Origin of the sequence: Sphingomonas sp. SRS2 (assembly GCF_000971055.1) — a bacterium.
GTDB lineage: Bacteria > Pseudomonadota > Alphaproteobacteria > Sphingomonadales > Sphingomonadaceae > Rhizorhabdus.
In genome coordinates, this window is sequence record NZ_LARW01000143.1 from 1 (window position 1) to 21687 (window position 21687).

Below are 21687 nucleotides of genomic sequence, written 5' to 3' on the forward strand. Positions count from 1 at the left end.
GCGCCGGAGGCCGTTCCATCTCCAGTGTCGCCCTCCGGTTCCGCTTCGCTCCACCTACGGCCAACACTGGAGATGGAGGCGTCAATGCACTAACAATCCGCTCGGACCACTCGGTGGGGGCCGGTCAGTCTCGGCAATCCGCGGTACGAGGCCGTTGCGCACCCTGCCCGGTCCCGCGTTGTAGGCCGCGAGCGCCAAGTGGTATTGACCGAACCGATCAAGCTGCTCGCGCAGATATTTGGCTCCGCCTCGCAGGTTATCCGCGACATTGTAGCGATTTACACCCAGGCCCACTGCCGTGTCCGGCATGAGCTGGGTCAAGCCGAAGGCGTTCTTCGGGGAATAGACGCCAGATTGATAGCGGCTCTCACGGATGATCATCGCATCGAACAGGCCGACCGGGATGCCGTACTGGCAGGCGATGTTGCTCATCATCGAATAGTAGTTCTGCCGACGATATTCGGTGTCGGCCGTGAGGAAGCCGCTAGGTCGATAGCCGGCGGCGATGCAGCCAGGCACATAGCGGTTAACTGCGGCCGCAAACACCGGCCCGCCCCTCATCCATGCCGGAATCGGCATCGAAGATACCGAAGGGATCGTATAGCCTGCGACGGGCGCTGCGCCGAGCTGGGCTACCCCGACATGCGCGAACGGATCATCGTCGTCGGCGGCTGCCTGCGCCGCTGAAGGAGTCCGAGGGGTGAAGCTGTTGGCCATCTGAAATTCGACCCATCGCCGGCTGAGATCATGCACCCGAAATTCCCCCAGCACCACCCCAATGTCGACCGACGGTTTGGTTTCCACCCCTCGTCCTGCGTCCGGCCCCGGCGATTCGGCCGACGCTGGTGCTGGCGTGGCGCCCGTCATCGAGATCAACTGCACGGAGCGAACGGCTTTTCTATCCTGAGGCGCCGCCTGCAGCATCGACGCGCTGCCCATCAGGATTGCTACACCGCAAAGAAGATAAGACCTCATTTTCGGCCTCCCGAAACCGCCATTTCGAAAGTGGGGATCGACAGAACGGGATTGTCAATCCCGCCGACCTGAGTGAGAATCCCCTATTCCTCCTCCGAAAGGGTCGTTCATGTGGTTGATCGATCGCCATGGCGACGGGCGCAGTGCGCGCCGAATCCCCCTCCCCGACCCTGTCAGGTCGGCTCTGGTCCGATGGTACGCCGGCGAGGGCTCCCGAGGGGACGAGGAAGCGGGCATCATGTTGGTCCAGCAAGCCCGGATTGGCGGTAAGTGGATCGCATGTGACTGCCGGGACGACGACACGGCGCCACCCATCCTGACCCCTGCCTTTCTCTCCGAGGCGGAGACCTATTATTTGCGCCGCCTCACCAGCTCAAAGCGCCCCGAACACCAACCCGATTGCCCGTTCTTCCGCGATCAGGTGACGAACCGTATCACCGAGATCCGTACTCATCAAACACCGGCGGATCCTCCCACAGGCTATTTCGAGGTTTTGCGGCCCGCTCCCGAGAAGCTGGCCCAGCGACCGGAGGAAGACACAAGCGACGATCGGACCCGACATGCTTCGGTGCCCCGCCTTGCGCGGCTGCTATGGCGACTTCTCGACGTGGCGGGCCTCAACCTCTGCGCGCCGTTGTCGCATGATCTGGTCGACCATTCGATCAGCGACGAGTTCAACGCGCTCACCGCGGCCGCGGGTAAGATAGAGATCGCGCCTGGCATCGAGCTCGGTCGAGCGCTGTGGACCCACGCCAAGGCGCTTCACAGCAACCGCGTTTATGCCGGACTTCGCGGGCTGTCTCGAAACTGGCCGCGAGGCCATGCACCCCAAGCGTTCCTTACCCTCTTCTCGCCCGCGTTCAAAGGAGCGCAAGTTATCGTTGCGGGGTGCGAGCCCGTCGTGATCGCCAATCGGGTTCAATCGCCGTCTTTGCGGGGAAATCCGATCAAGGGCCCCTATCTTGTCATCGTCGTGGCCGGCGAATATCCCGAAGCGCACGGCTACGCGCCTTTGCGAGCCTATGCCCAGCCGATCTATTCGGGCAGGCGCTTCATTCCCGTCGATTCAGAGTTTGAGCGGACCGTTTTGCGCGAGCTGCTGGCGGCACGGCACTATTTCGATCGGGACGGGATCGACATCGCGATCGAGAAGCCCGTCTTTGACAAGCTGACGCCGATCGGCGCCTGCAGGCCGGATTTCGTCCTCGAGGCTCGCTCACGCTCCACGGGCGAGATCCGGCAGCTCGTCGTGGAAGCAATGGGCTTCGAGGATGAGGATTATAAGGCATCGAAGGCCGTCACGCATCCACGAATGGCGCAGATCGCCCCGGTGGTCAGCATCACGCCGGCACATCTCCACGAGGGCCATGTCCGCGCCATTCTGACTGGCGCGCTCAACGCTTAATCCTCTACAGCGCTGCGGTGGCCGTCAGCCCCATGACATCGAGGCGGCGAAAGCGCCCACGATGCCGAGGGTGACGGGCGTCGATATGAAATAGAGCTTCTGCCAGCGCCACCAGGTCTTTGGCAGGAAGAGAGCAACGGAGCCGAAAGAATCGATATTTGTCCACGCGCGCTCGCGGTAGATTTCGATAAATGTGGTTGCGACCGACAAAATGACCGCGATGCCGCAACACAGGCCTGCGGCGACGTAAAGAGCGATCCAGTTCGCGATCTCGACCTGTGTCAGATGCGCCATGATCATGCCATCACCTTTGCGACGACTCGCCAGATTTGCACCCGGCGTGTGTCGGCCCCGCCTGACGTCCCTGCCCTGCCCTCCTCTACCCGATCATGGTGAGCAAGGCCTTAATTGTCGACGTAAAGGCAAAAGCATCAGCCGGTATGATTTTTCTTGCCGCCAAACGGCAACATTCCATCGCATAATCGCCGATAAATCAAGGGTCGGAGAACTACATATTGCGTTGCACAACGTGAATGAGGCTAGGTGAAGCGGATGTTGCGCCGGGATCACCGACCTCCAGGCGGATAGAGCTATGCTGGTGACGATCCTCTTCATTGTCTATCAGGGCGTTGAGGCGATTACGGTCCACGACGCCGAAGCCGCCGCATGGTCTGAGCTCATGAAGTTCGTGGACAGCCAGTGGCACCAGCGGTTCGACGATGAGCCCTACCTTCTCGAAGAGCAGGAACGCGCCAAGATGTTCTTTGCCGATGAGGACGATCTTTTCATCCTGGCCGAGGCTGACCTTACGGAACTGGCGGACCGCGTCGACGAGCTGAGCACCGAGGCCTGTGGATGTTGCCCCTCCCCTGTTCGACCATCATGACCTTCTGATTTTCGATTTCGCTTTCAATCTGCTGGCGCTAACCTGTTCGCAAGGAGCCGATCGCGCATGTTCGAATGCCTTATCCTGGGTGATAGCACTGGCGTCGGCACGGCGCGGGCGATCAATGCCCGCTACGCCCAGCAGTGCGATGTCCAGGCAACCGAGCGCGCCACTGCAGCCCAGATCCTTGCTTGGCGGCGGCCAGCCAAGCGCTACGGGACATCGATCTTTGCGATAGGATCAAATGATATGGCCGGTCAGGGACTTCTCAATAAGCTCCTGAAAATCCGAACGAGCGTTTCGGCGAAGCGTGTCATCTGGTTGCTGCCTTATGCGCGCGCCCAAGCTTACACGGTCAGTTCTGTCGCGGCGACCTTCGGCGATGAGACGCTCGATCTGATGCGCTTTCGCTCAGAGGACAATGTTCATCCTCTGAGCTATCGCGATGTCGCGCTCCGCCTCCTGCGCTAGGACCGATCAACCAACACCTCCCGACCACAGGCAGCACCCGCGCTGTTGCGCCGCGGAAAACCGCATCGCCAGCCGTGCGCTCGCTCCATTTTTCGCTGCAAGCTTCGCGCCGTAGCGCATCACGGTCTTCGGATCGTGCCAGCGATACGCCTGCATGATCGCCGTCAGTGAAATTGTCCCGGGCGATGCGTACGCGGATCGAACGGCTCGACACCGCTTTGAGCGAGCGGGCGCACCCGGTGTCGCCGGCGACCGACGGGCGAGGCTTCGCGGCCTCAAGTGCAATTTCATTTGGCCGTGGAGATAATTTCAGATAGACGCCCACACTCTTTCATTTAGGTGCTGATTGGGCTTCAGACCGCCATGCTTTTTCGTCATGCAACCCATCGCGTCCATGAGGCCCTGCAGGATACCAGGGTGGTCATGCTGGCCGGACCCCGGCAAGCAGGCAAGACCACCCTCGCCCGCTCCCTCGCGGAGAAATCCCGGACCTATCTGACGCTTGACGACGCGACGACCCTGTCTGCCGCGAAATCCGATCCGGCCGGGCTGGTGCGCGGGCTTGACCAGGCGATCATCGACGAGGTCCAGCGCGCACCCGATCTGCTTCTGGCCATCAAGGAAAGCGTCGATCGGGATCCCCGCCCCGGCCGCTTCCTCATAACCGGCTCGGCCAATTTGATGACGCTGCCCCGCATAGCGGACTCGCTTGCGGGCAGGATGGAAATCATCCGCCTCTTACCGCTCGCCCAATCCGAGATTCTTGCGCAGCCAGCACCGCGCTTCCTCGAGTCCCTCTTCGCCGGGCGAGCGCCGGAACCCGGAACGCTGCGGCTCGGCGGCGACCTCGTCGATCTGGTGCTGGCCGGCGGCTATCCGGAGGCCGTCGCGCGCAAAAGCTGGACCCGACGCCAGGATTGGTACGACAACTATGTCGAGGCCGTGGTCGAGCGAGACGTCCGCGACATCGCCAACGTCGACCAGCTCGACCGCATGCCGCGCCTGCTTCGGGCGCTTGCCGCTCATGCCGGACAATTGATCAACCACGCGGGTGTCGGCGCCGGTCTCGATCTCAATCATGTGACGACCCAGAAATATACCGGGATCTTCGAGCAGCTGTTTCTCGTGCGGACCTTGCCGCCCTGGCACAATAACGCCCTCAAGCGCTTGACCAAGAAACCCAAGCTGCATTTCCTCGATTCAGGCCTGCTGGCCGCGCTCACCGGCCTCACACCCGAAAAGGTGGCGGCGGATCGCTCCCGTTTCGGCGCCATTCTCGAAACCTTCGTGTTCTCGGAGATCCTCAAGCTCACGGGCTGGTCCGACGACCGCTTCTCGCTGAGCCACTTTCGGGACAAGGAGCTGGATGAGGTCGATATCGTCCTCGAGGACCGGGACGGGCGGATCGTCGGCCTGGAGGTCAAGGCGTCCGCGACGGTCCGCTCCGAGGATTTCTCGGGCCTGCGCAAACTCGCCGCTGCGACGGGGCAACGCTTTGCGTTCGGCGCCGTGCTCTACGATCATGAGCAGACGATAGCCTTCGGCGACCGCCTGGCCGCAGCACCGCTCTCCAGCCTCTGGGGCTGACGACCACAGCCGGCTGCGAGGGATCCTCAGCTCTCCCCAGTGGCCGATGCCGACAGCCGCGCCGCCATCCGCGCACTTGCCCCGCTTTTCGCCGCGAGCTTGGCGCCGTAGCGCATCACCGTCTTGGGATCGCGCCAGCGATAGGCCTGCATGATCGCGGGCAGGCTCTCGCCCGCCGCGAAATTGTCCTGCGCGACCCCGACCCGGATTGAATGGCTCGACACTGCTTTCAGCCAGCGCTGCAGCTCGGCCTCGCTCATCTCTCCCAGCAACTTCCGATCGAACGCGGTCCGGATCAGCCGCTTGTAGATCAGCGTGATGCTGTTGGGGTGCAAAGGCCCCTGCCCCACCGTCCGCACCGACCCGTCGAAATGCGTCTCGACCCGGCGAAACAGAGCGCCCGTGTCGATATGGCCGGCGTCGCGCCAACGGGCGATCGCGCGCATCGTCGCCGGCGAGAGATAGGCAACCGCGCCCTCGCGCTCGCGATCGGTCTTGCTTTCGGGAATGAACAGGGTGCCCGCCCCCTCCCCGTCCGGACCCTCGATCGCGTCGACCATGATCGCGACCAGCTCCGAGCGCCGGCAACCGCTGTCATAGGCGACGCGCAGTAGCGCCTCGTCGCGAAGCCCAAGCAGGTCGCGGCGGCAGGCTCTCAGCAGGTGCGCGAGGCAGACGCCGCTCGCCGGGCTGTCGAGGTCGGCGATGTCGCCCTTGAAGCGCAACGCCCGCGCCTGGCGCTGGCGGGTGCCGAGCGTCTTGCGCGCCGCCTTCATCTCAAACCGGACCAGGGGCGCGGCGGTGGGATCGTCGAGCCCGGCCATGCGATAGGCCCAGCCGACATGGACAAGGTAGCGCGCGATCGTCGCGGCGGCGCGCACCTTCTCGGCCGAGGCATCGATCCCCGCCAGCGCGCGCACCCAGCCCGCGACCGTCTCCTCGCCGGCGTCGACGGCGCGGACGCGCGCGGTGCGGCACCACCGCCCCCACAGGACTAGGTCGGAACGGAACGCGCGGCGGGTGTTGGCCGACCAGCCGCGCACGGCCGCGGCAATCAGGCTGGCATCGACCGCCACGCCGGCGCCGACGAGATCGCGCACGTCCTGGACGACGAGATCGAGCGTGCGCGTGTCGCCCACGGCCACCCTCGTCCGCGATAACGGCGGCGAAAGGGCGGCAAAGGGCACGGTTTCGCTCATGGCGCCCAGCGATACCGCCAACACCTTCTATTGTATAGAGTGGTGATAACGGTTCATTATCAACACTGGGCGTATCGGCAACATGGACCGAGATCAGCTTTGCGGATACAATCTGGCGATGGCGCGCCCCTCCCCTGCCCTGATTTCGGTTTCCTGGACCGTAGAATTGGCCAGCGCGCTCGAATCGGCAGCAGCCGCGATCGCACGACTGGACACCCGGGTTTCCGCCAGTTCCGTGGCATCCGCCTGGTCCGTTCGCGCAGCGTGGAGCGGTTATGCCACAGCCCTCCAGCTGCAGGGTGTCGAAATCGACGAGGCGGAGGTATTTTCATGGGGAACGGGGGTGCCTTTGCCCGGCCGACAGCATCGATCGTCGTTGGACGACCCGTTCTCGGCGTTCGATGGCTGGCGGCGATCGTTGGCCGCGACCGGCCATCACTGGCAGGAGCAGCTCCCGTTCACCCCCGAGCTCGACGACGGGTTTGCCGCTGCACCGGCCTTGCTGCGCGCCTGCGAGGTAATGCGACAATTCGCTTTGGCTGATCGGTCGATTCAGCCGTGGCTGTGGCTGCCCGTCCTGCTCCACCGGATGGGCGTCACCCAGGCGCCCCTCCCCTCGCTCGCCGGTGGCCACAAGGCACTGCGGTTCGGCAGCCTCCAGGCAGGACCGCAATGCCTGCGCTTGCTCCGCCAGATGACCAGGGCCGCGGATCAATCGATCGCCAGCATTGACGCGATCGAGGACGACCGGCGCAGGGCGATCTATGCCATTTCGGGACTTCACCGCCCAGGCTTGCTTACCGCGCTCGCCGCCGCCCTGCTCCACCATCCGGTCACCAGCCCCGATCGGATCGCAGAGACACTTGGCCTGACGCTCTCCGGCGCCGGCAAGCTGCTCGATCGCGCCGCCAGTATGGCACTGGTCAGGGAAGTGAGTGGTCGCCGCTCCTGGCGGGTCTACGCCGCCCCTGATGTCGCGATCGCACTGGGACTAGCCCCTGCCCTGCGCGGCCGACCCCGCAAGGCGCTCGATCAATTAGTTCCGCCAAAAGACATCGACGATATCGTTTCCACCTTCGATCGGGAGATGGCCGAATTCGACGCTCGCTTCGGTTCGTTGGCCAACGGCGCCTGACGCCGCCGCGGGAAGTTCGCATCAAGCATGATCGCGCGCCCCCGGTCCACCGCCGGTGGCCAACCAGTCGCGCCAATTGGTCGGTTTCCTTCGGTACGAAACCGCGGCAATTTCCGTCTCGAAAACAGAGTATTAGCTCGATTTTCGCGCATATTGCCCGGCGCTACGGCGCCCCTCGTTCGTTCGGTTGGACTATGCCCCTGCTCCGCGCCACCAAACCGGCCCACGAACTGAACGGAAGATCCAAAGCATGCGGTTCGCCTGATCTCTTTTGCACTCAACATTGACGATTGAATGGAAACCGGCCTATGTAACCATAAATTGGTTCAGGATGGAAGACAATGGCCGAATTGACTTCAGATGCATCGCGAATAGCAGAATTGGCGGATGCGGGCGTCCGCATGATTGAGCGGCTTCGCCGCAAGGCCTTCCTTCCCGATACCCGCAAAGGTCTCGATGTGCGTTATGGAATCGCCGAAGCCGCCACGCTCCTCGGCTGTTCGACCAACCGCATCCGCATGGCCGAGGAGGACGGTCGCCTCCCCCAGCCGCCGGCTACCGATTCGGGACGCCGGGCGGGCTACACGATCGAAGAGCTCCTTCATATGCGCGATGTCCTTGGCGCGTCGCCTGCCCGCGCGCCCCTCGATCAGCCGCCCATTATCGCTGTCCAGAATTTCAAAGGCGGCGTCGGCAAATCGACCGTTACCACCCACCTTGCACATTATTTGGCGGTGCAGGGTTATCGGGTCCTGGTCGTCGATTGCGACAGCCAGGCTACGACCACGACGTTGTTCGGACTCAATCCGCATTTCAATGTGACGCGCGAGGAGACGCTTTATCCCTACCTCTCGATCGACCCGACCCAGGCCGACCTACTCTACGCCGTAAAGAAGACGCCCTGGCCCAATGTCGATCTCATTCCCTCCAACCTCGAACTATTCGACGTCGAGTATGAGATGGCGGCTGCCGGCGCTGACGGTGGAAGCATCCTCGCAACGCGTTTTCGCAAACTCAAAGCGGGCCTGATGGACCTGGCGCGCTCTTACGACGTGGTCCTTCTCGATCCGCCTCCGGCACTCGGAACGATCAGCCTCGCGGTGATGCAGGCCGCCAATGCGCTCATCGTCCCCCTCGCAGCAACGACCCCCGATTTCTGCTCCACGGTCCAATTCCTATCCATGATGGAGCAGGTCATCGGACAGCTCAGCCAAGCCGGCATCGACGTAGATTATTCGTTCGTCCGGCTGATCTGCTCGAAGTTCAACGGCAATGATCCGGCTCACGCCATGGTCCAGCAAATCATGGAGCAGACGTTCGGGCCTGCCCTACTCCCGGTACCCATCCTCGAGTCCGCAGAGATTAGCCACGCCGCGATGCGCATGATGACCGTCTATGAACTAGACAAACCCATCGGAACCGCCCGCACGCATAAGCGGTGCCGGTCCAACCTTGATGAAGCACTCGGACAGGTCGAGCAACTCGTACGCAGAGGCTGGGGACGCGTTTCGCCGGTAAGCGAGGAGGCCCTTGTCAATGAAGCGGCCTGATCTTCATCACTTCGTCGCGGGTCACATATCCGCCATTTCACTATCCTTTGGGGGCGGGCACAATGGCGCGTAATCAGAAGGACTATCTGGCCGACCTCCTCGCCGACGACGAGGCACCAGTGCCCGCGCCCGCCGCTGATGAAGCCAGCGGCCCGATCGCGCCACCAGCACGCCCCGACCGCATGCGCGGGACCACGCTGCTCAGCCGGGAGTCTGCGCTTGCGCGCGTCGCAACCGGCGAAGTCCGGCAGGTCACTCAGATGCTTCTCGATCCTGCACGTGTTCGTGTCTGGACCGGCAACGCTCGTCACTACAACCATCTGACTGAGGAGAATTGCCGGGAACTGATCGACTCGATCCTCGCAGAAGGTGGACAGAAGGTGCCCGCCGTCGTCCGGCGCATCGACAATGACCCAGATCACGACTTCGAGGTTATTGCTGGGACCCGCCGCCACTGGTCGATTTCCTGGCTGCGCCGAAACTCCTATCCGGAGATGCAGTTCGTCGCCCAGGTCGTGGCGCTCGACGACGAGGCCGCCTTCCGACTTGCAGACCTTGAGAATCGAGCCCGAAAAGACGTCTCCGACCTGGAGCGTGCCCGGAACTACGCCGCCGCTCTTCGCCAGCACTACGGCAACCATATGACCCGGATGGCAGATCGGCTCAAGGTATCGAAGGGTTGGCTCTCCAAGATGCTGAAAGTCGCTGCACTGCCCGACGTGGTGGTTTCGGCTTTCGCCTCCCCCGACGATATTCAGTTGAAACCGGCCTATGCCCTCGCACAGCTATTCGACGACAAGGCGAGAGCGGCGACAATCACTAGCGCCGCAAAGCAGATCGCGAAGCTGCAAGCGGAACGCCGAATGAGCGGCGACCTTCCCTTTCCCGCAGCGGAGGTGCTTCGTCGCCTTCATCTGGCGACCGAAAGCAAGGCCGACGTCGCCGAGCCCTTCACATACAAGAGCAAGATTGGGCGCGACGCGCTCAGCCTCGTCTCGTCCAATCGGCAAGGGGCGACAATCCGACTCCATGCCGGCTCCGGTGCAACCGAGGACGAACTCCTTCGCGGGCTCCGCGAAGCCCTCGCCCATCTCGATGCCTCGGGCCGTGGTTTGCTGCGCTGACCAGATGTTTCCCCGGGGAAACATCTGCGAAACGGCCTATCCCGTCCGCGTCACGAGTCATTCGGGTCGAAGTTTCCCCGGGGAAACATCCCATGAGTCAGACGCTGCCGGCCCCGACGACCGCGCAAAGGGCGCGAAGGCGTCGAACGCGCCAAGCTGGAACTCACTTGGCAACGGCCCTCCCCACCATAACGACCACCCGCGCCCTGCCCTTCCATCGAGAAAGTTTCCCCGGGGAAACAAAGTGAGGCTGAGGCAAGCCACCACATCGAAATCCGAACGACCGCATCCCCACTTTCAGCGTTCGGCCAACTCCTCTACCTTGTCGCTACTATTAAAATCCGCGCTCGCACGCGCTCAATCCCGTACCGCCAGGCACACCCCGTGACAAAAGCAAGACAAGCTCACATCAGCGAGCAATTCGACCTCTTCCTGCCCTATATCTCTGACCTCCCCTTGCGCGATCAGCGTGAGATGATGGAGCGTCCCTTCTTCAGTCTCGCGAAGTCCAAGCGGGTCAAGCCGATCGACTATAACTCTCCCGACGGGAAACTCTGGGTCCACGTCTCCGCCAACCCGGACTATGGGATGGCTACCATCTGGGACGCCGACATCCTGATCTACTGCGCCTCAACGCTCGCTGACATGGCACGGCGCGGCGTCAACGACGTCCCGCGCAAACTCCATCTTATGCCTTATGATCTGCTCCGTGCGATCGGCCGTCCAACCACAGGACGCGCCTACGAATTGTTGGCTCAGTCGCTCGACCGCCTTGTCTCGACCACGGTCAAGACTAACATCCGAGCCGAGAACCGACGCGAAGCTACCTTCAGCTGGCTGGATGGCTGGACCCAACTGGTCGACGAGAAGACCGAGCGATCGCGCGGAATGACCCTAGAGCTCAGCAACTGGTTCCACGAGGGTGTTCTCATGCAGGGCGGCATCCTCTCCATCGACCGAGCCTATTTCGATATAAGCGGCGGCCGCGAGCGCTGGCTCTACAAGGTTGCCCGCAAGCACGCCGGGGGGGCCGGCGAGGCCGGGTTTGCCATCTCCCTGCCGACCCTCTTCGAGAAATCTGGCGCCGAAGGCCAGTATCGCCGCTTCAAGTTCGAGATTGCAAAAATCGCCGAGCGCAACGAGCTGCCGGGCTATTCGATCGCGATCGAGCAGGCACCCGGGAAGCGGGAACCCAGCCTGCGTATGCGGCGCAGATCCGAGGCTGACACCGAACAAACATCTCGACCCAAGAAGGGGGGGGCGCAACGCCGATCGGAGCCGAAGGGCGCGGCCAAGGCCCTGAACGCAAATCCAACGACGGCGGCCCCGTCTCCACAGGACGGAGCGCCGGATCTCCTTGATGTTCGCAGTATGGTTCGAAGGACCGTGACGACGCTTTCGTCGAAAGCCACCGAGGGGTTCATCACCGACGCCACGCTTCAAACCCTTCGCGGCGAATGCCCTGGTTGGGACTACCAGAACCTCCACTTGTTGTTTCGGGAGTGGATCGACGGTGATCCCTCGCGCACACCCGTCAACTACCAGAACGCCTTCATCGGCTTCGTTCGGCGATATGACAAAGAAAACCGACACACGCTGAGGAATTGAGGGATGCGCCGCAGCGGAGCCCACACACACCCAGCCGATAGGGATCGCACTCGCCGCCCGCCATGCAATGCCTCGCAGCGAGGGCCGATTCCCGTGGAGATCCCGACCGAAGCGTTCCCGAAGTGTCGGGCCTGGCCGACCGGATGCGCCAGGATCGCGCGTCAGGCGTCATGTCGCCGGCACTATCGATGCCTCTTGAACGTCATTCTCGACATGCGGCGCCAAAATGATTCAAATCGCGCCGCACTTTCCACCCCTTTTTCGATCCTTCGACACATCAGGAACGAATCACGGTCCTCCGGGAACCGATGGTCGACACTTCGGGAACACAACGCCCGACACTTCGGGAACGCATCATCGACACATCAGGAACAGGCGAATGATCGCGACTCGCACGATTCCAAGGGTTTCACCGCAGGAATCAGGCGGCTAACTATCTAACACCTATAGAAACCAATCTAACAGCTCAGATTCTTCTTTTCCTTCAATAGGATAAGGGAAAGAGGACCGTTGGCCCAATCTGCGCCCGATCGTAAAATGATCATGCCCATCCGCGTGAAGGGAGAGGAGAGGGGCTTGGCGAAGGGACGCAGGAGATACGATCATGCCCCTCACCGCCGAGAAGCCCTCACAAGAACTCGTCGATATCGTTGGAGCCTTGGGAGGCACGTGGCACGGCTATGTCGCAATGTGCTCCTGCCCCGCGCATAACGATAGCGAGCCGAGCCTGTCGCTCCGTCAGGGCAACAGCGACATTCTCGTCAACTGTTTCGCGGGTTGTGATCGGCAGGACATACTTCGCGAACTCAGGCGCATCCGTGTCACTCGCCATTACGCACGACCTGCCCCCTCACATCCTGCTTCCGCCGGGAACGCTCAACGCATCTGGGACCAGGCGCACGAAATCCACGGAACGCTGGCGGAGCGCTATCTTGCCACACGGCACCTGCTGCCAGCCCCTGCGGACGCGCGCTTCCACCCACGCTGCCCGTACCTTCCCAAACCCCGAACGCAGTTTCTTCCCGCGTTGCTGGTCGCGGTGCGCGCGAGCCACAAACTGGTCGCAATCCAACGCATCTTTCTCGATCCCGAAACGGCCTACTACACACGCAAGGTGATGCTCGGTCGGCCCCTGAACGGTGCTTGGCGGGGCGGGGAGGGCGGCACAGCCCTCGCGATCGCAGAAGGCTTCGAAGACGCCCGCGCGTTCTCGCTTCTCCATAACATGCCGTGTTGGGCAAGTTTGGGCGCCGGCCGTCTCAGTCATCTCATCATACCCGATGCGATCACGCGGCTCGTCATCGCCGAGGACAATGACGTCGAGGGGCGCGCGGCCGCCGCCGATGCCGAGGCACATTACGCACGGCCAGGCCTGACGATCGAGCGAGCACCTCCGCCACGACCCTTCAAAGATTGGGCTAAGGTTCTCTACGCGCGCGCCAACCAGATTTCGGGCATCGCTGCCACGGGCTGAAGGAGGAGAGGGGGATCGAGAGTGTGATGCTGCCGAGGGTGCAGCCGCACAGGAGATCCCCGATGACCGACCTTTTCGAAGCGGCCGAGCACGCCGATCGCGCAGCCGCGACCCGTCTAATTGCCCATCTTCACACGGGCGACCGGATCACCCGGCGCCACCTGAACGAGGCTATGATCGCCGCCTTTGGTGGCACGGATGCCGACGGTCGCTGGACGCAGCGCGACAGCTTCGAAATCCTCGAACACGCCATCGCGCTTCATCTACGCACCAACCCCTACTGTTTGGCCACGCTCACCGACGTCGCGGCCGCGAGCGAGCTCCTCGGTCGACTCCCCACGCAAACCGTCCGCAGTGAGGAGCAGATCGAGTGGCAGCAATTCTCGACACCCGTCGACATAGCCGCGGTCGCGGTTTTGCTGGCAAACGTAAAGCCCGATGACGTCATCCTCGAACCGAGCGCCGGCAATGGACTTCTCGTGGCGCAATGTGGGGCTCACCAGGCTTTGCACCTGAACGAATTGGATCCCACGCGGCGCGGACGTCTCTCGGCAGTGTTCCCACGCGCGACCATCACCGGTCATGACGGCGCCACAATCGGTTCCACCCTCTCCAGCGCCGAACGGCCAACCCTCATCCTCATGAATCCGCCATTCTCGCGGTCCCTCGGACGCGGGACCGACGACTATGCAGCCGTGCGTCACCTGCAGGCAGCGCTCCGGCGCCTTCGCCCTGGCGGACGCCTCGTCGCGATCATGCCGGACTGGTTCGGCCCGAGCGCCAGGATGCGAGACCAGTATGAGACGGTCCTGCGCGAGACGACCGTGCGAACCTCGATCCGCCTCGAGAAATGCTACCTCAAACACGGCACGTCGATCGCGGTCCGGCTCTTCGTCATCGACAAGATTCCAGGCAAGAGTCCGCCGGCCATCATCCAACGCTCCTCGATCGCCGAGCTGCTCGACGCGATCTCGATCAGCGACCGCGCGCCTCTGCGCTGCGATTTGCCGTCAGCAACACCCAAACGCAGCACCGGAATCTCGATGTTCCGGGCCGTCAAAAGCAGCCGCTCCGACCCGCGTCCCTTTCATGCTCCTGTCCGCAACGATGTGCTTCCGGTCGAGTATTCATCTCTGGAGACGCCGGCCCCGCTGCTCGACCAGACCGGCGTCTATCTGCCTTATCGCCCGAGCCGCATAGTCTTTGCCACGGCCGGCGAGCATCCCACCGCTCTCGTCGAATCGGTCGCCATGGGCTCAATCCCAGCACCAATCCCGACGCATATGCCGCGTCTTCCCGAACGCACGGTGGCCGAGCGCCTCCTGTCCGCTTCGCAGCTCGAAACCGTCGTCTATGCGGGCCATGCCTGGTCTCAGTCTCTCCCGGGCCGCTTCAAGCCCGACAAGGAAGGCGTCGGGCTGACGATCGCAGAAGACGGCGCCGCTTACCGCAAAGGCTTCTTCCTGGGCGATGGAACCGGCGCCGGCAAAGGCCGCCAGATTGCGGCCTGTATCCTCGACAATTGGCTGCAAGGCCGTCGCCGGAACATCTGGGTGACGAAGAACGAGCCGCTCCTCGAGGATGCCCGTCGAGACTGGACTGCGCTAGGTGGCTTGACCGGAGACATCCAGCCTTTGGGCAACTGGAAGATCGACGAACCGATCAAGTTGGATCAGGGCGTCCTCTTCGTAACTTACCCGACGCTTCGATCGATGCGCGGCGACCACACCCGCCTGAAGCAGATCATCGATTGGGTCGGCGAAGACTTCGAAGGCGTCATCGCTTTCGACGAGGCGCACGAGATGGGCGGCGTCGCAGGCGGGGAGGGGGCTCTCGGCGCGAAGAAGGGGTCTCAACAGGGCATTTGCGGTGTTCTGCTACAAAACCACCTGCCAGGCGCCCGCGTCCTTTACGCCTCCGCTACGGGCGCGTCGGACGTGAACAACCTCGCCTATGCCGTGCGTCTCGGTCTCTGGGGCCCGGAGACGGCCTTCGCCGATCGCGAACAATTCATCAGCGGCATCCGCAAGGGAGGCATCGCCGCGATGGAGCTGGTGGCGCGCGACCTCAAGGCGACTGGACTCTACATGGCGCGCGCATTGAGCTTCGCCGGTGTCGAGTACGACATATTGAGGCACGAGCTGACGCCCGCCCAGATCGAGATCTACGACACCTATGCCGACGCCTGGGCCATTATCCACCAGAATATGGAGAGGGCCCTCGAACTCACCGGCATCGTCGATGCTCTAGAAAATGCTACGCTCAACAGCGGCGCCAAGGCATCTGCACGGTCTCGCTTCGAGTCTACCAAGCAGCGGTTCTTCGGGCAGGTCCTGCTTTCGATGAAACTGCCGACCGTCATCGCCGCGGTCGAACACCACCTTCGAGCGGGCCAGTCGGTCGTCATGCAGCTCGTAACAACCGCCGAATCCATTCTTGACCGACGCCTGGGCTCACTCGGTCCTGATGAGCGCGCTGCGCTGGAAATTGACCTGTCTCCGAAGGAATATGTCGTGGATTACCTCGAGCGGGCATTCCCGACCCGCCAGATGCGCGTCTTCACCGACGACACCGGCACGGCGCGTTCGGTGCCGATGGAGGACGAACATGGCAATCCCGTTTATAACCCGGAAGCGGAAGCTGCCCGCAGCGCTCTCATCGAACATCTCTGCGCGATGCCGCCGATCATGGCGGCGCTGGACGGACTGCTCGAGCATTTCGGGCATGATCGCGTCGCCGAAATCACGGGTCGCACGAAGCGATTGGTCTCGACGGGCGAAGGCCACCAGAAGCTCGAAACGCGCTCCGCGCGCACCAGCCAAGCCGAGGCGGCGGCCTTCATGCAAGGCCGCAAGCGCATCCTCATCTTCTCGGATGCCGGCGGCACGGGACGTTCCTACCATGCCTCTTTCGACGTCCCAAATCAGGAGCAGCGCGTCCATCTGCTGCTGGAACCAGGTTGGCGCGCCGATCGCGCGATCCAGGGCCTTGGCCGCACCCACCGCACCCACCAGGCCTGCACCCCGCTGTTTCGCCCGGTTACGACCGACTGCAAGGGGGAACTGCGCTTCACCAGCACCATCGCGCGCCGCCTCGACAGCCTTGGTGCGTTGACCAGAGGCCAGCGACAGACGGGCGGGCAAAATCTCTTCGACCCGGCCGACAATTTGGAAAGCGAATATGCCTGTGCCGCGCTGATCAGCTGGTTTCACCTCCTCGTTGGCGGCAAGCTGACCAGCATCTCGCACGCCGAGTTCGAGCGCCGCACCGGCCTCGAGCTTTGCGACAAGGATGGCGTGATGAAGGACGAGCTGCCGCCGATCCAGCGCTGGCTCAACCGCATTCTCGCGCTACCCATCGGCCTGCAGAACGGGATCTTCGAGGAGTTCCTTTCCCTTGTCGAGACCCGTGTCTCGGCGGCGCGAGAAGCGGGCAGGCTGGACGTCGGGGTCGAGACGATCCTGGTCGATAGCGCCACCCTCCTCGACGACACGCTGCTGCGAACCGATCCGGTCAGCGGCGCGACGTCGCACCTCCTGACGATCGAGATCACGCGCCGGCGAACACCGGTCTCACTGGAGCGCATCCTGCGTATCGCCGACAGCGACCCAACTGCCGTGTGCATGGTCAATTCCAAGTCCGGCATGGTCGCTCTGCAAACCCGCGCTCGGGCCCTCATGGAAGAGAAGGAGGGCACGCCCATCCCGCGCATCGAGCTCATGCGGCCAACCCGGCACGAATATATGCGCGAACATGACCTCTACGAGACGGCCTGGACGACCATAGACCGCGACGCCTTCGCGGCGACATGGGCCAAAGAGGTTTTGGACGCCACCCAGAAGGTCGATAGCGAAACAATCCGGCTCGCCACGGGCCTGCTCCTGCCGATCTGGTCAGCGCTGCCCAGCGATCACCTCGTTGTAAACCGGATTGCCGACGGTAACGGCCAATCCTGGCTTGGCCGCCTCGTCTTCGACGACCATGTGCCGCAGCTCTTCACGAAACTCGGCATCGACCGGGCCGATAATCTGCCGCCGCAGGATATCGCCAGGTCGGCGCTTGCGGGTCGCAGTGTCGATCTGACCCGCCCATTCCCGACGACGATCAAGCGCGCGGTCGTGAACGGATCGGCCCGCATCGAACTGGTCGGATGCCCGTCTCAGCAGCTGGCATGGCTCAAATCCATCGGCTGTTTCACCGAAGTCATCCAGTACCGCACCCGCGTCTTCGTGCCGGTGCCGGCGGCCGAGTCGATCCTCGCCGAGCTGCTCAAGGCGGCCTGAGCGAAAGGGAAGGGGGAGCGGGGATGGTGTCCGGGATGATCCGGATGCCAGAAGGAGTTACCCCTGTGATCCAGACCGTCAAGCTCAGCAAGCTTCGCCTCTCGGAGTTCAACGTCCGCAAGTCGGATGACCTCAATATCGATCAGCTCGCGGCCGATATCGGTGCCCGCGGGATCCTGCAAAACCTCCTCGTTACGCCCGTGACAAAGCCACGCGGCTCTTTCGCCGTCTTCGACGGTGGTCGCCGGCTACGCGCTCTCAACCTTCGTGCCGACCGCGGCGAGATCAACCCCGACGATTTCGACGTGCCGGTCATGGTGCTGAAGGGCGACGACGCGACGCTGTCCGAAACTTCACTCGCCGCCAACTTCCACCAGTTGAAGATGACGCCGGCGGAGGAATGCCGGGCCTTCCAGCACTTTCTCGGCACCTCCGGCGATATCGATGCGGTCGCCAAGCGCTTCGGGCTCACTCGCCGGTTCGTCGAAGGCCGCCTCCGCCTCGCGTCGCTCGCCACCCCGATCTTCGAGGCGCTGAGCGCCAATGAAATCACCCTCGACGTGGCGAAGGCCTATGCCTCGACCGAAAATCAGGAGAAGCAGCTCCTGATCTGGAACGCATACAGCAGCTACTCCAACGCCGACACGATCCGCCGCGCCATCGCGAACGAATCCATGAAGGCGAACGACGCGGTTGCCTTGCTGGTCGGCGAGGATCGCTACGTCGAGGCTGGCGGCAAGGTCGATCGTGACCTCTTCAGCGACGGTGGCGATCGGTGGGTGAACCCCGAAATCGCGCAGCGGCTCGCGGCCGACATCATGGAGGCCGAGGCCAAGCGCATCGGTGAGGAATCCGGTCTCGCCTGGATCCGTCCCATCGCGAGCAGCTACACCCACAACGCTGCCGCCGGGCTCTATCGCGCTTTGCTGCCGCAGCCCGATCTCACCGAGGAGCAGTCGGCCCGGCTTGCCGAGATCGAAGACCGTCACGCCGTCATCCAGTCCGAAATGGAGGACGACCAGCTCGGCGACGATGCCTACCAGCTGCTCGATCAGGAATATGACCGTCTCGCCGAGGAGGCGCAGGCGATCCATCAGCGGGTCCCGTTCCTTCCGGACGAGATCAAGCCGCTCGTCGGCCTGTTCCTGACCCTCACGCCCAAGGGCGAAATGCTGCTCGACACGCAATATTACAGCGAGCAGCCCATTCGACGCGAAGCGCCGGCGGGCGAAGACGGCGCCGTGGACGGTGAAGAGCAGGGCAATCGCTTCTCGGGTGGTATCCGGGTTGGGGGCGATCACGCCCCTGCCGCGCCGCGCCCCGAAACGGTCGGGCCGGGTGGGAAGCCCCTCAGCGCCAGGCTCTACGACGAACTGGCGATGCAGCGCCGCGACATCCTCGCTGCCTGCATGCTGGCGCATCCCGCGCTTGCCCTCGACTACGCGCTGTTCACGATGATCGACGACCGCAATCATCATTCGGTGCATTACGGAACCACGATACGGGCACGCGCGCCGCAGGATCCGATGATCGGCGACATGCCGACGACCCGCGCACGCGACTATCTGGCGGAGGCCCATGACGGGCTCGATGCCTCATGGACCGAGCATAAGTCCGAAGTCGACCGCTTCGAGGCGTTCCGCGCTCTCGATGACGACAGCAAGGCTGCCTGGCTCGCCTACATCGTTGCGATGTCGCTCGAGGCGAAGGCGGGGTACAGCAACGAGCAGATTCCCCTTCAGAACCGGATCGCATCTATCCTCGAGATCGACACCGCAGCCTGGTGGCGGCCCACGTCGGAGAATTTCTTCGACCGGGTCAGCAAGGGATCGATCCTCGCGCTGCTCAACGACGTCGGGGGCGCCGCGCTGACGGCGCGTCACGCCACGCTCAAGAAGACCGACATCTCGGTGTCCTGCCACAAGCTGTTCGCCGGCGAGTCCATCGTCGAACCGGAGGTCAAGGAAGCAGCGCTTGCATGGGTGCCCGACGCGATGCGTTTCCTCGACCGCCAGTCGGAAGCGGATCCCGAATTCGCGCCGAATGTAGACGATGTGGACGATGACACAGCGACCGTCGGCGACGAGGCCGATGATGCCGACGCGACAACGGATGCCGATTTGGATCCCGCTGCCACCGACGATGTGACGACGCAGGACGACCACGAGGCCGTGGACGCCTGATCTTCCTGACACCCTCCTGGGCGACTGACCGCCGGCGCACCCGCGTCGGCGGTCTTTTGCTGCCCGCCTTCTGGAGAACGCAATCATGCCCGCGCCGAAAAGGACGGGCCGCGATGTCGCGGCCGAGATCACCGACCTCATCATCCGCAAACTGGAAGAGGGCGTGCCGCCTTGGATGCGGCCATGGCGCGCCAGCGGAGGTGGCCGCCCGCTGCGCCACTGCGGCACCCCCTACACCGGCATCAACAATCTCTACCTCTGGGCGATCAGCGATCTTCGCGGCTATCGCTCCCGGTTTTGGATGACCTATCGTCAGGCCGAAGCGCTTGGCGGCCACGTCCGCAAGGGCGAGAGCGGCTCGGTCTCGGTCTATTATTCGTCCTTCACCAAGGTCGAGTCCAACCCCAACACGGGCGCCGAAACCGAGCGCAGCATTCGCTTTCTGCGGCACTACATCGTGTTCAACGCCGATCAGATCGACGGCTTGCCAGCCTATTTCTACCCGCCCGATGAAGTCCCGGCGCCCGTCGATCCGTCGGAGCACCAGGCCGTGATCGATCGGTTCTTCGACGCGATACCGGCCGACGTGCGGCACGGAGGCAATCGCGCCTATTTCAACCCGACGTTTGACTACATCCAACTACCCCATAAGCGTTCGTTCAAGTCGATGGAATATTACGCAAGTATCAGGGCGCACGAATCTGTTCATTGGAGTGGTCATGCGAACCGGCTTGCTCGAAAGTTCGGCAAGCGCTTCGGCGACATGGCATATAGTTTCGAAGAACTCGTCGCGGAGATCGGGAGTGGGCTCGTCTGTTCCGAACTCGGTCTCCCCAATGAGCTTCACGACAGCCACGCCAGCTATGTTGGTCACTGGCTAGGAGTCCTTCGAGGCGACAGGACCGCCATCATCCACGCGGCTTCCAAGGCCGAACAGGCGTTCAGCTATCTCCGCTCGTTCAGCGAAGAGGCGTCAACGTCCGCCACTCCGCATGACGACGAAGCTGCAGAGCCCAGGCCCGAACGCCTTGCGGCTGCCGCATAAGCAGGGAGATTGACCATGCCTCTGGAGATCAAGCAGCTTGCCTGCCTCTCGACCGCCCATATCAGCCAGGACATCGCCGCAGAGCTCGACCTTCTGATCGCATCGCCACCGCCATTGGTAGCGCGATTAAATCCGGACATCTGGCAGGGGCAGATCGTCGCCGAGCGCTGGCTTGAATATGGCTGGTTCATCTGGGTGAAGTCGCCCGGTCGCGCCGCCATGCCAGAAGCGCTGCGTGCCTGCCTGGACCTCGCCGAGGCCGCGGGCGCCGACTGGCTGCAATTCGACCGCGACTGCGCGCCGGTCGCCGAGCTGCCCAGCTACGACTGGTAGCGGCCACCATCCCCACATCCCGAACAGGAGACCCCGCCATGGGTTGGCTTTACATGCCCCGCACTTCGCTCGGGGCTCACACGTCCGCGAAATCCTATCTCGACGCGCAGTTCACCTACGAGCGTCAGCTCGAGGACGGCAGCAGCAAAGGACTGCAGGTGCTGGCCTCGGCGTGTCCGCAGAATCGCGTCTACTATGCCGCGGCCCAGGTCATCACCGACGGCGTCGCCGGCGAGGTATTTGCCATCGTCTGCCTGGTCCGCTGGAACCCCAACGACAAGGAGGGGATGATTTTCGGCTACAAGGACAGTGCGCCGTTGTGGCGCTGAAAGGAGTATCAGTAATGATGAGGTAAGTTGAGGAAACCTCTGCCCGCCAAGCTAACCTCGGGTCCGAAAGACCTGAAATCCGGAAACGGACGGGGGACAA

Annotated in this window: 17 protein-coding genes and 2 pseudogenes; 15 read left to right on the forward strand and 4 right to left on the reverse strand. The window is 63.0% G+C overall.

Going from position 1 to position 21687, the window contains the following annotated elements; genetic code table 11:
• Positions 1-93: integrase catalytic subunit (locus WP12_RS24445; protein ID WP_084691001.1), on the forward strand; the 93-nt coding region annotated here is incomplete at its 5' end.
• Here WP12_RS24445 and WP12_RS24450 read toward each other — a convergent pair.
• Entirely contained in the window at positions 82-939 is an 858-nt protein-coding gene (locus WP12_RS24450) for a lytic transglycosylase domain-containing protein (protein WP_235399245.1), read from the reverse strand. The genes WP12_RS24445 and WP12_RS24450 overlap by 12 nt on opposite strands.
• Positions 940-1084: 145 nt before the next feature.
• Between WP12_RS24450 and WP12_RS21420 the strand changes: the two genes are divergently transcribed.
• Positions 1085-2380 carry a hypothetical protein gene (locus WP12_RS21420; RefSeq protein WP_046195685.1) on the forward strand — a complete coding sequence of 432 codons (1296 nt, stop codon included), beginning with the start codon at positions 1085-1087 and terminating at the stop codon, positions 2378-2380.
• A gap of 24 nt (positions 2381-2404) precedes the next feature.
• Here the strand turns inward: WP12_RS21420 and WP12_RS21425 are convergent, their stop codons facing one another.
• A complete protein-coding gene (locus WP12_RS21425; RefSeq protein ID WP_046195694.1) occupies positions 2405-2674 on the reverse strand; it encodes a hypothetical protein in 270 nt (89 codons plus the stop codon).
• A gap of 298 nt (positions 2675-2972) precedes the next feature.
• Here WP12_RS21425 and WP12_RS21430 point away from each other — a divergent pair, with 298 nt between their 5' ends.
• Together WP12_RS21430 and WP12_RS21435 are read left to right on the forward strand one after the other, a co-directional pair.
• Positions 2973-3266, forward strand: a complete 294-nt coding sequence (locus WP12_RS21430; RefSeq protein ID WP_046195686.1) for a hypothetical protein — start codon at positions 2973-2975, stop codon at positions 3264-3266.
• Between the two features lie 66 nt (positions 3267-3332).
• Positions 3333-3737: a hypothetical protein gene (locus WP12_RS21435; protein ID WP_037523445.1), complete on the forward strand. Its 405-nt coding sequence runs from the start codon at positions 3333-3335 to the stop codon at positions 3735-3737.
• A gap of 6 nt (positions 3738-3743) precedes the next feature.
• Here WP12_RS21435 and WP12_RS26090 read toward each other — a convergent pair.
• A pseudogene (locus WP12_RS26090) lies at positions 3744-3966 on the reverse strand (hypothetical protein); the annotation flags it as partial.
• Positions 3967-4160: 194 nt separating this feature from the next.
• Between WP12_RS26090 and WP12_RS21440 the strand changes: the two are divergent.
• On the forward strand, positions 4161-5324 hold the full coding sequence (locus WP12_RS21440) for an ATP-binding protein (protein WP_200894572.1): 1164 nt from the start codon (positions 4161-4163) through the stop codon (positions 5322-5324).
• Positions 5325-5350: 26 nt separating this feature from the next.
• Here the strand turns inward: WP12_RS21440 and WP12_RS21445 are convergent, their stop codons facing one another.
• Positions 5351-6523 (reverse strand): tyrosine-type recombinase/integrase, encoded by a 1173-nt coding sequence (locus tag WP12_RS21445; protein WP_084691277.1) that lies wholly within the window; start codon positions 6521-6523, stop codon positions 5351-5353.
• A 118-nt stretch (positions 6524-6641) separates the two neighbouring features.
• Between WP12_RS21445 and WP12_RS21450 the strand changes: the two genes are divergently transcribed.
• From WP12_RS21450 to WP12_RS21495, 10 genes and pseudogenes are all read left to right on the forward strand, one after another.
• On the forward strand, positions 6642-7658 hold the full coding sequence (locus WP12_RS21450; protein ID WP_152664110.1) for a hypothetical protein: 1017 nt from the start codon (positions 6642-6644) through the stop codon (positions 7656-7658).
• A gap of 341 nt (positions 7659-7999) precedes the next feature.
• Positions 8000-9208, forward strand: coding sequence for an AAA family ATPase (locus WP12_RS21455; RefSeq protein ID WP_443027896.1), 1209 nt, complete (start codon positions 8000-8002; stop codon positions 9206-9208).
• 62 nt (positions 9209-9270) lie between these two features.
• Entirely contained in the window at positions 9271-10332 is a 1062-nt protein-coding gene (locus WP12_RS21460; RefSeq protein WP_046195688.1) for a ParB/RepB/Spo0J family partition protein, read from the forward strand.
• Positions 10333-10716: 384 nt separating this feature from the next.
• Positions 10717-11940 carry a replication initiator protein A gene (locus tag WP12_RS21465; RefSeq protein WP_046195689.1) on the forward strand — a complete coding sequence of 408 codons (1224 nt, stop codon included), beginning with the start codon at positions 10717-10719 and terminating at the stop codon, positions 11938-11940.
• A gap of 604 nt (positions 11941-12544) precedes the next feature.
• The gene (locus tag WP12_RS21470) at positions 12545-13414 is read left to right on the forward strand and encodes a DUF7146 domain-containing protein (RefSeq protein ID WP_046195690.1); all 870 of its coding nucleotides are present in this window, start codon (positions 12545-12547) and stop codon (positions 13412-13414) included.
• Positions 13415-13476: 62 nt separating this feature from the next.
• Entirely contained in the window at positions 13477-17697 is a 4221-nt protein-coding gene (locus WP12_RS21475) for a strawberry notch family protein (protein WP_052730550.1), read from the forward strand.
• A 65-nt stretch (positions 17698-17762) separates the two neighbouring features.
• Complete coding sequence (locus WP12_RS21480; RefSeq protein WP_152664111.1) at positions 17763-19880, forward strand: ParB/RepB/Spo0J family partition protein; 2118 nt, start codon at positions 17763-17765, stop codon at positions 19878-19880.
• A gap of 85 nt (positions 19881-19965) precedes the next feature.
• A complete protein-coding gene (locus tag WP12_RS21485) occupies positions 19966-20925 on the forward strand; it encodes an ArdC family protein (protein ID WP_046195691.1) in 960 nt (319 codons plus the stop codon).
• Positions 20926-20940: 15 nt separating this feature from the next.
• A complete protein-coding gene (locus WP12_RS21490) occupies positions 20941-21258 on the forward strand; it encodes a DUF5983 family protein (RefSeq protein WP_046195692.1) in 318 nt (105 codons plus the stop codon).
• Positions 21259-21296: 38 nt separating this feature from the next.
• Positions 21297-21566, forward strand: a pseudogene (locus tag WP12_RS21495) (DUF6927 domain-containing protein); the annotation flags it as partial.
• Between the last annotated feature and the right edge of the window lie 121 nt (positions 21567-21687).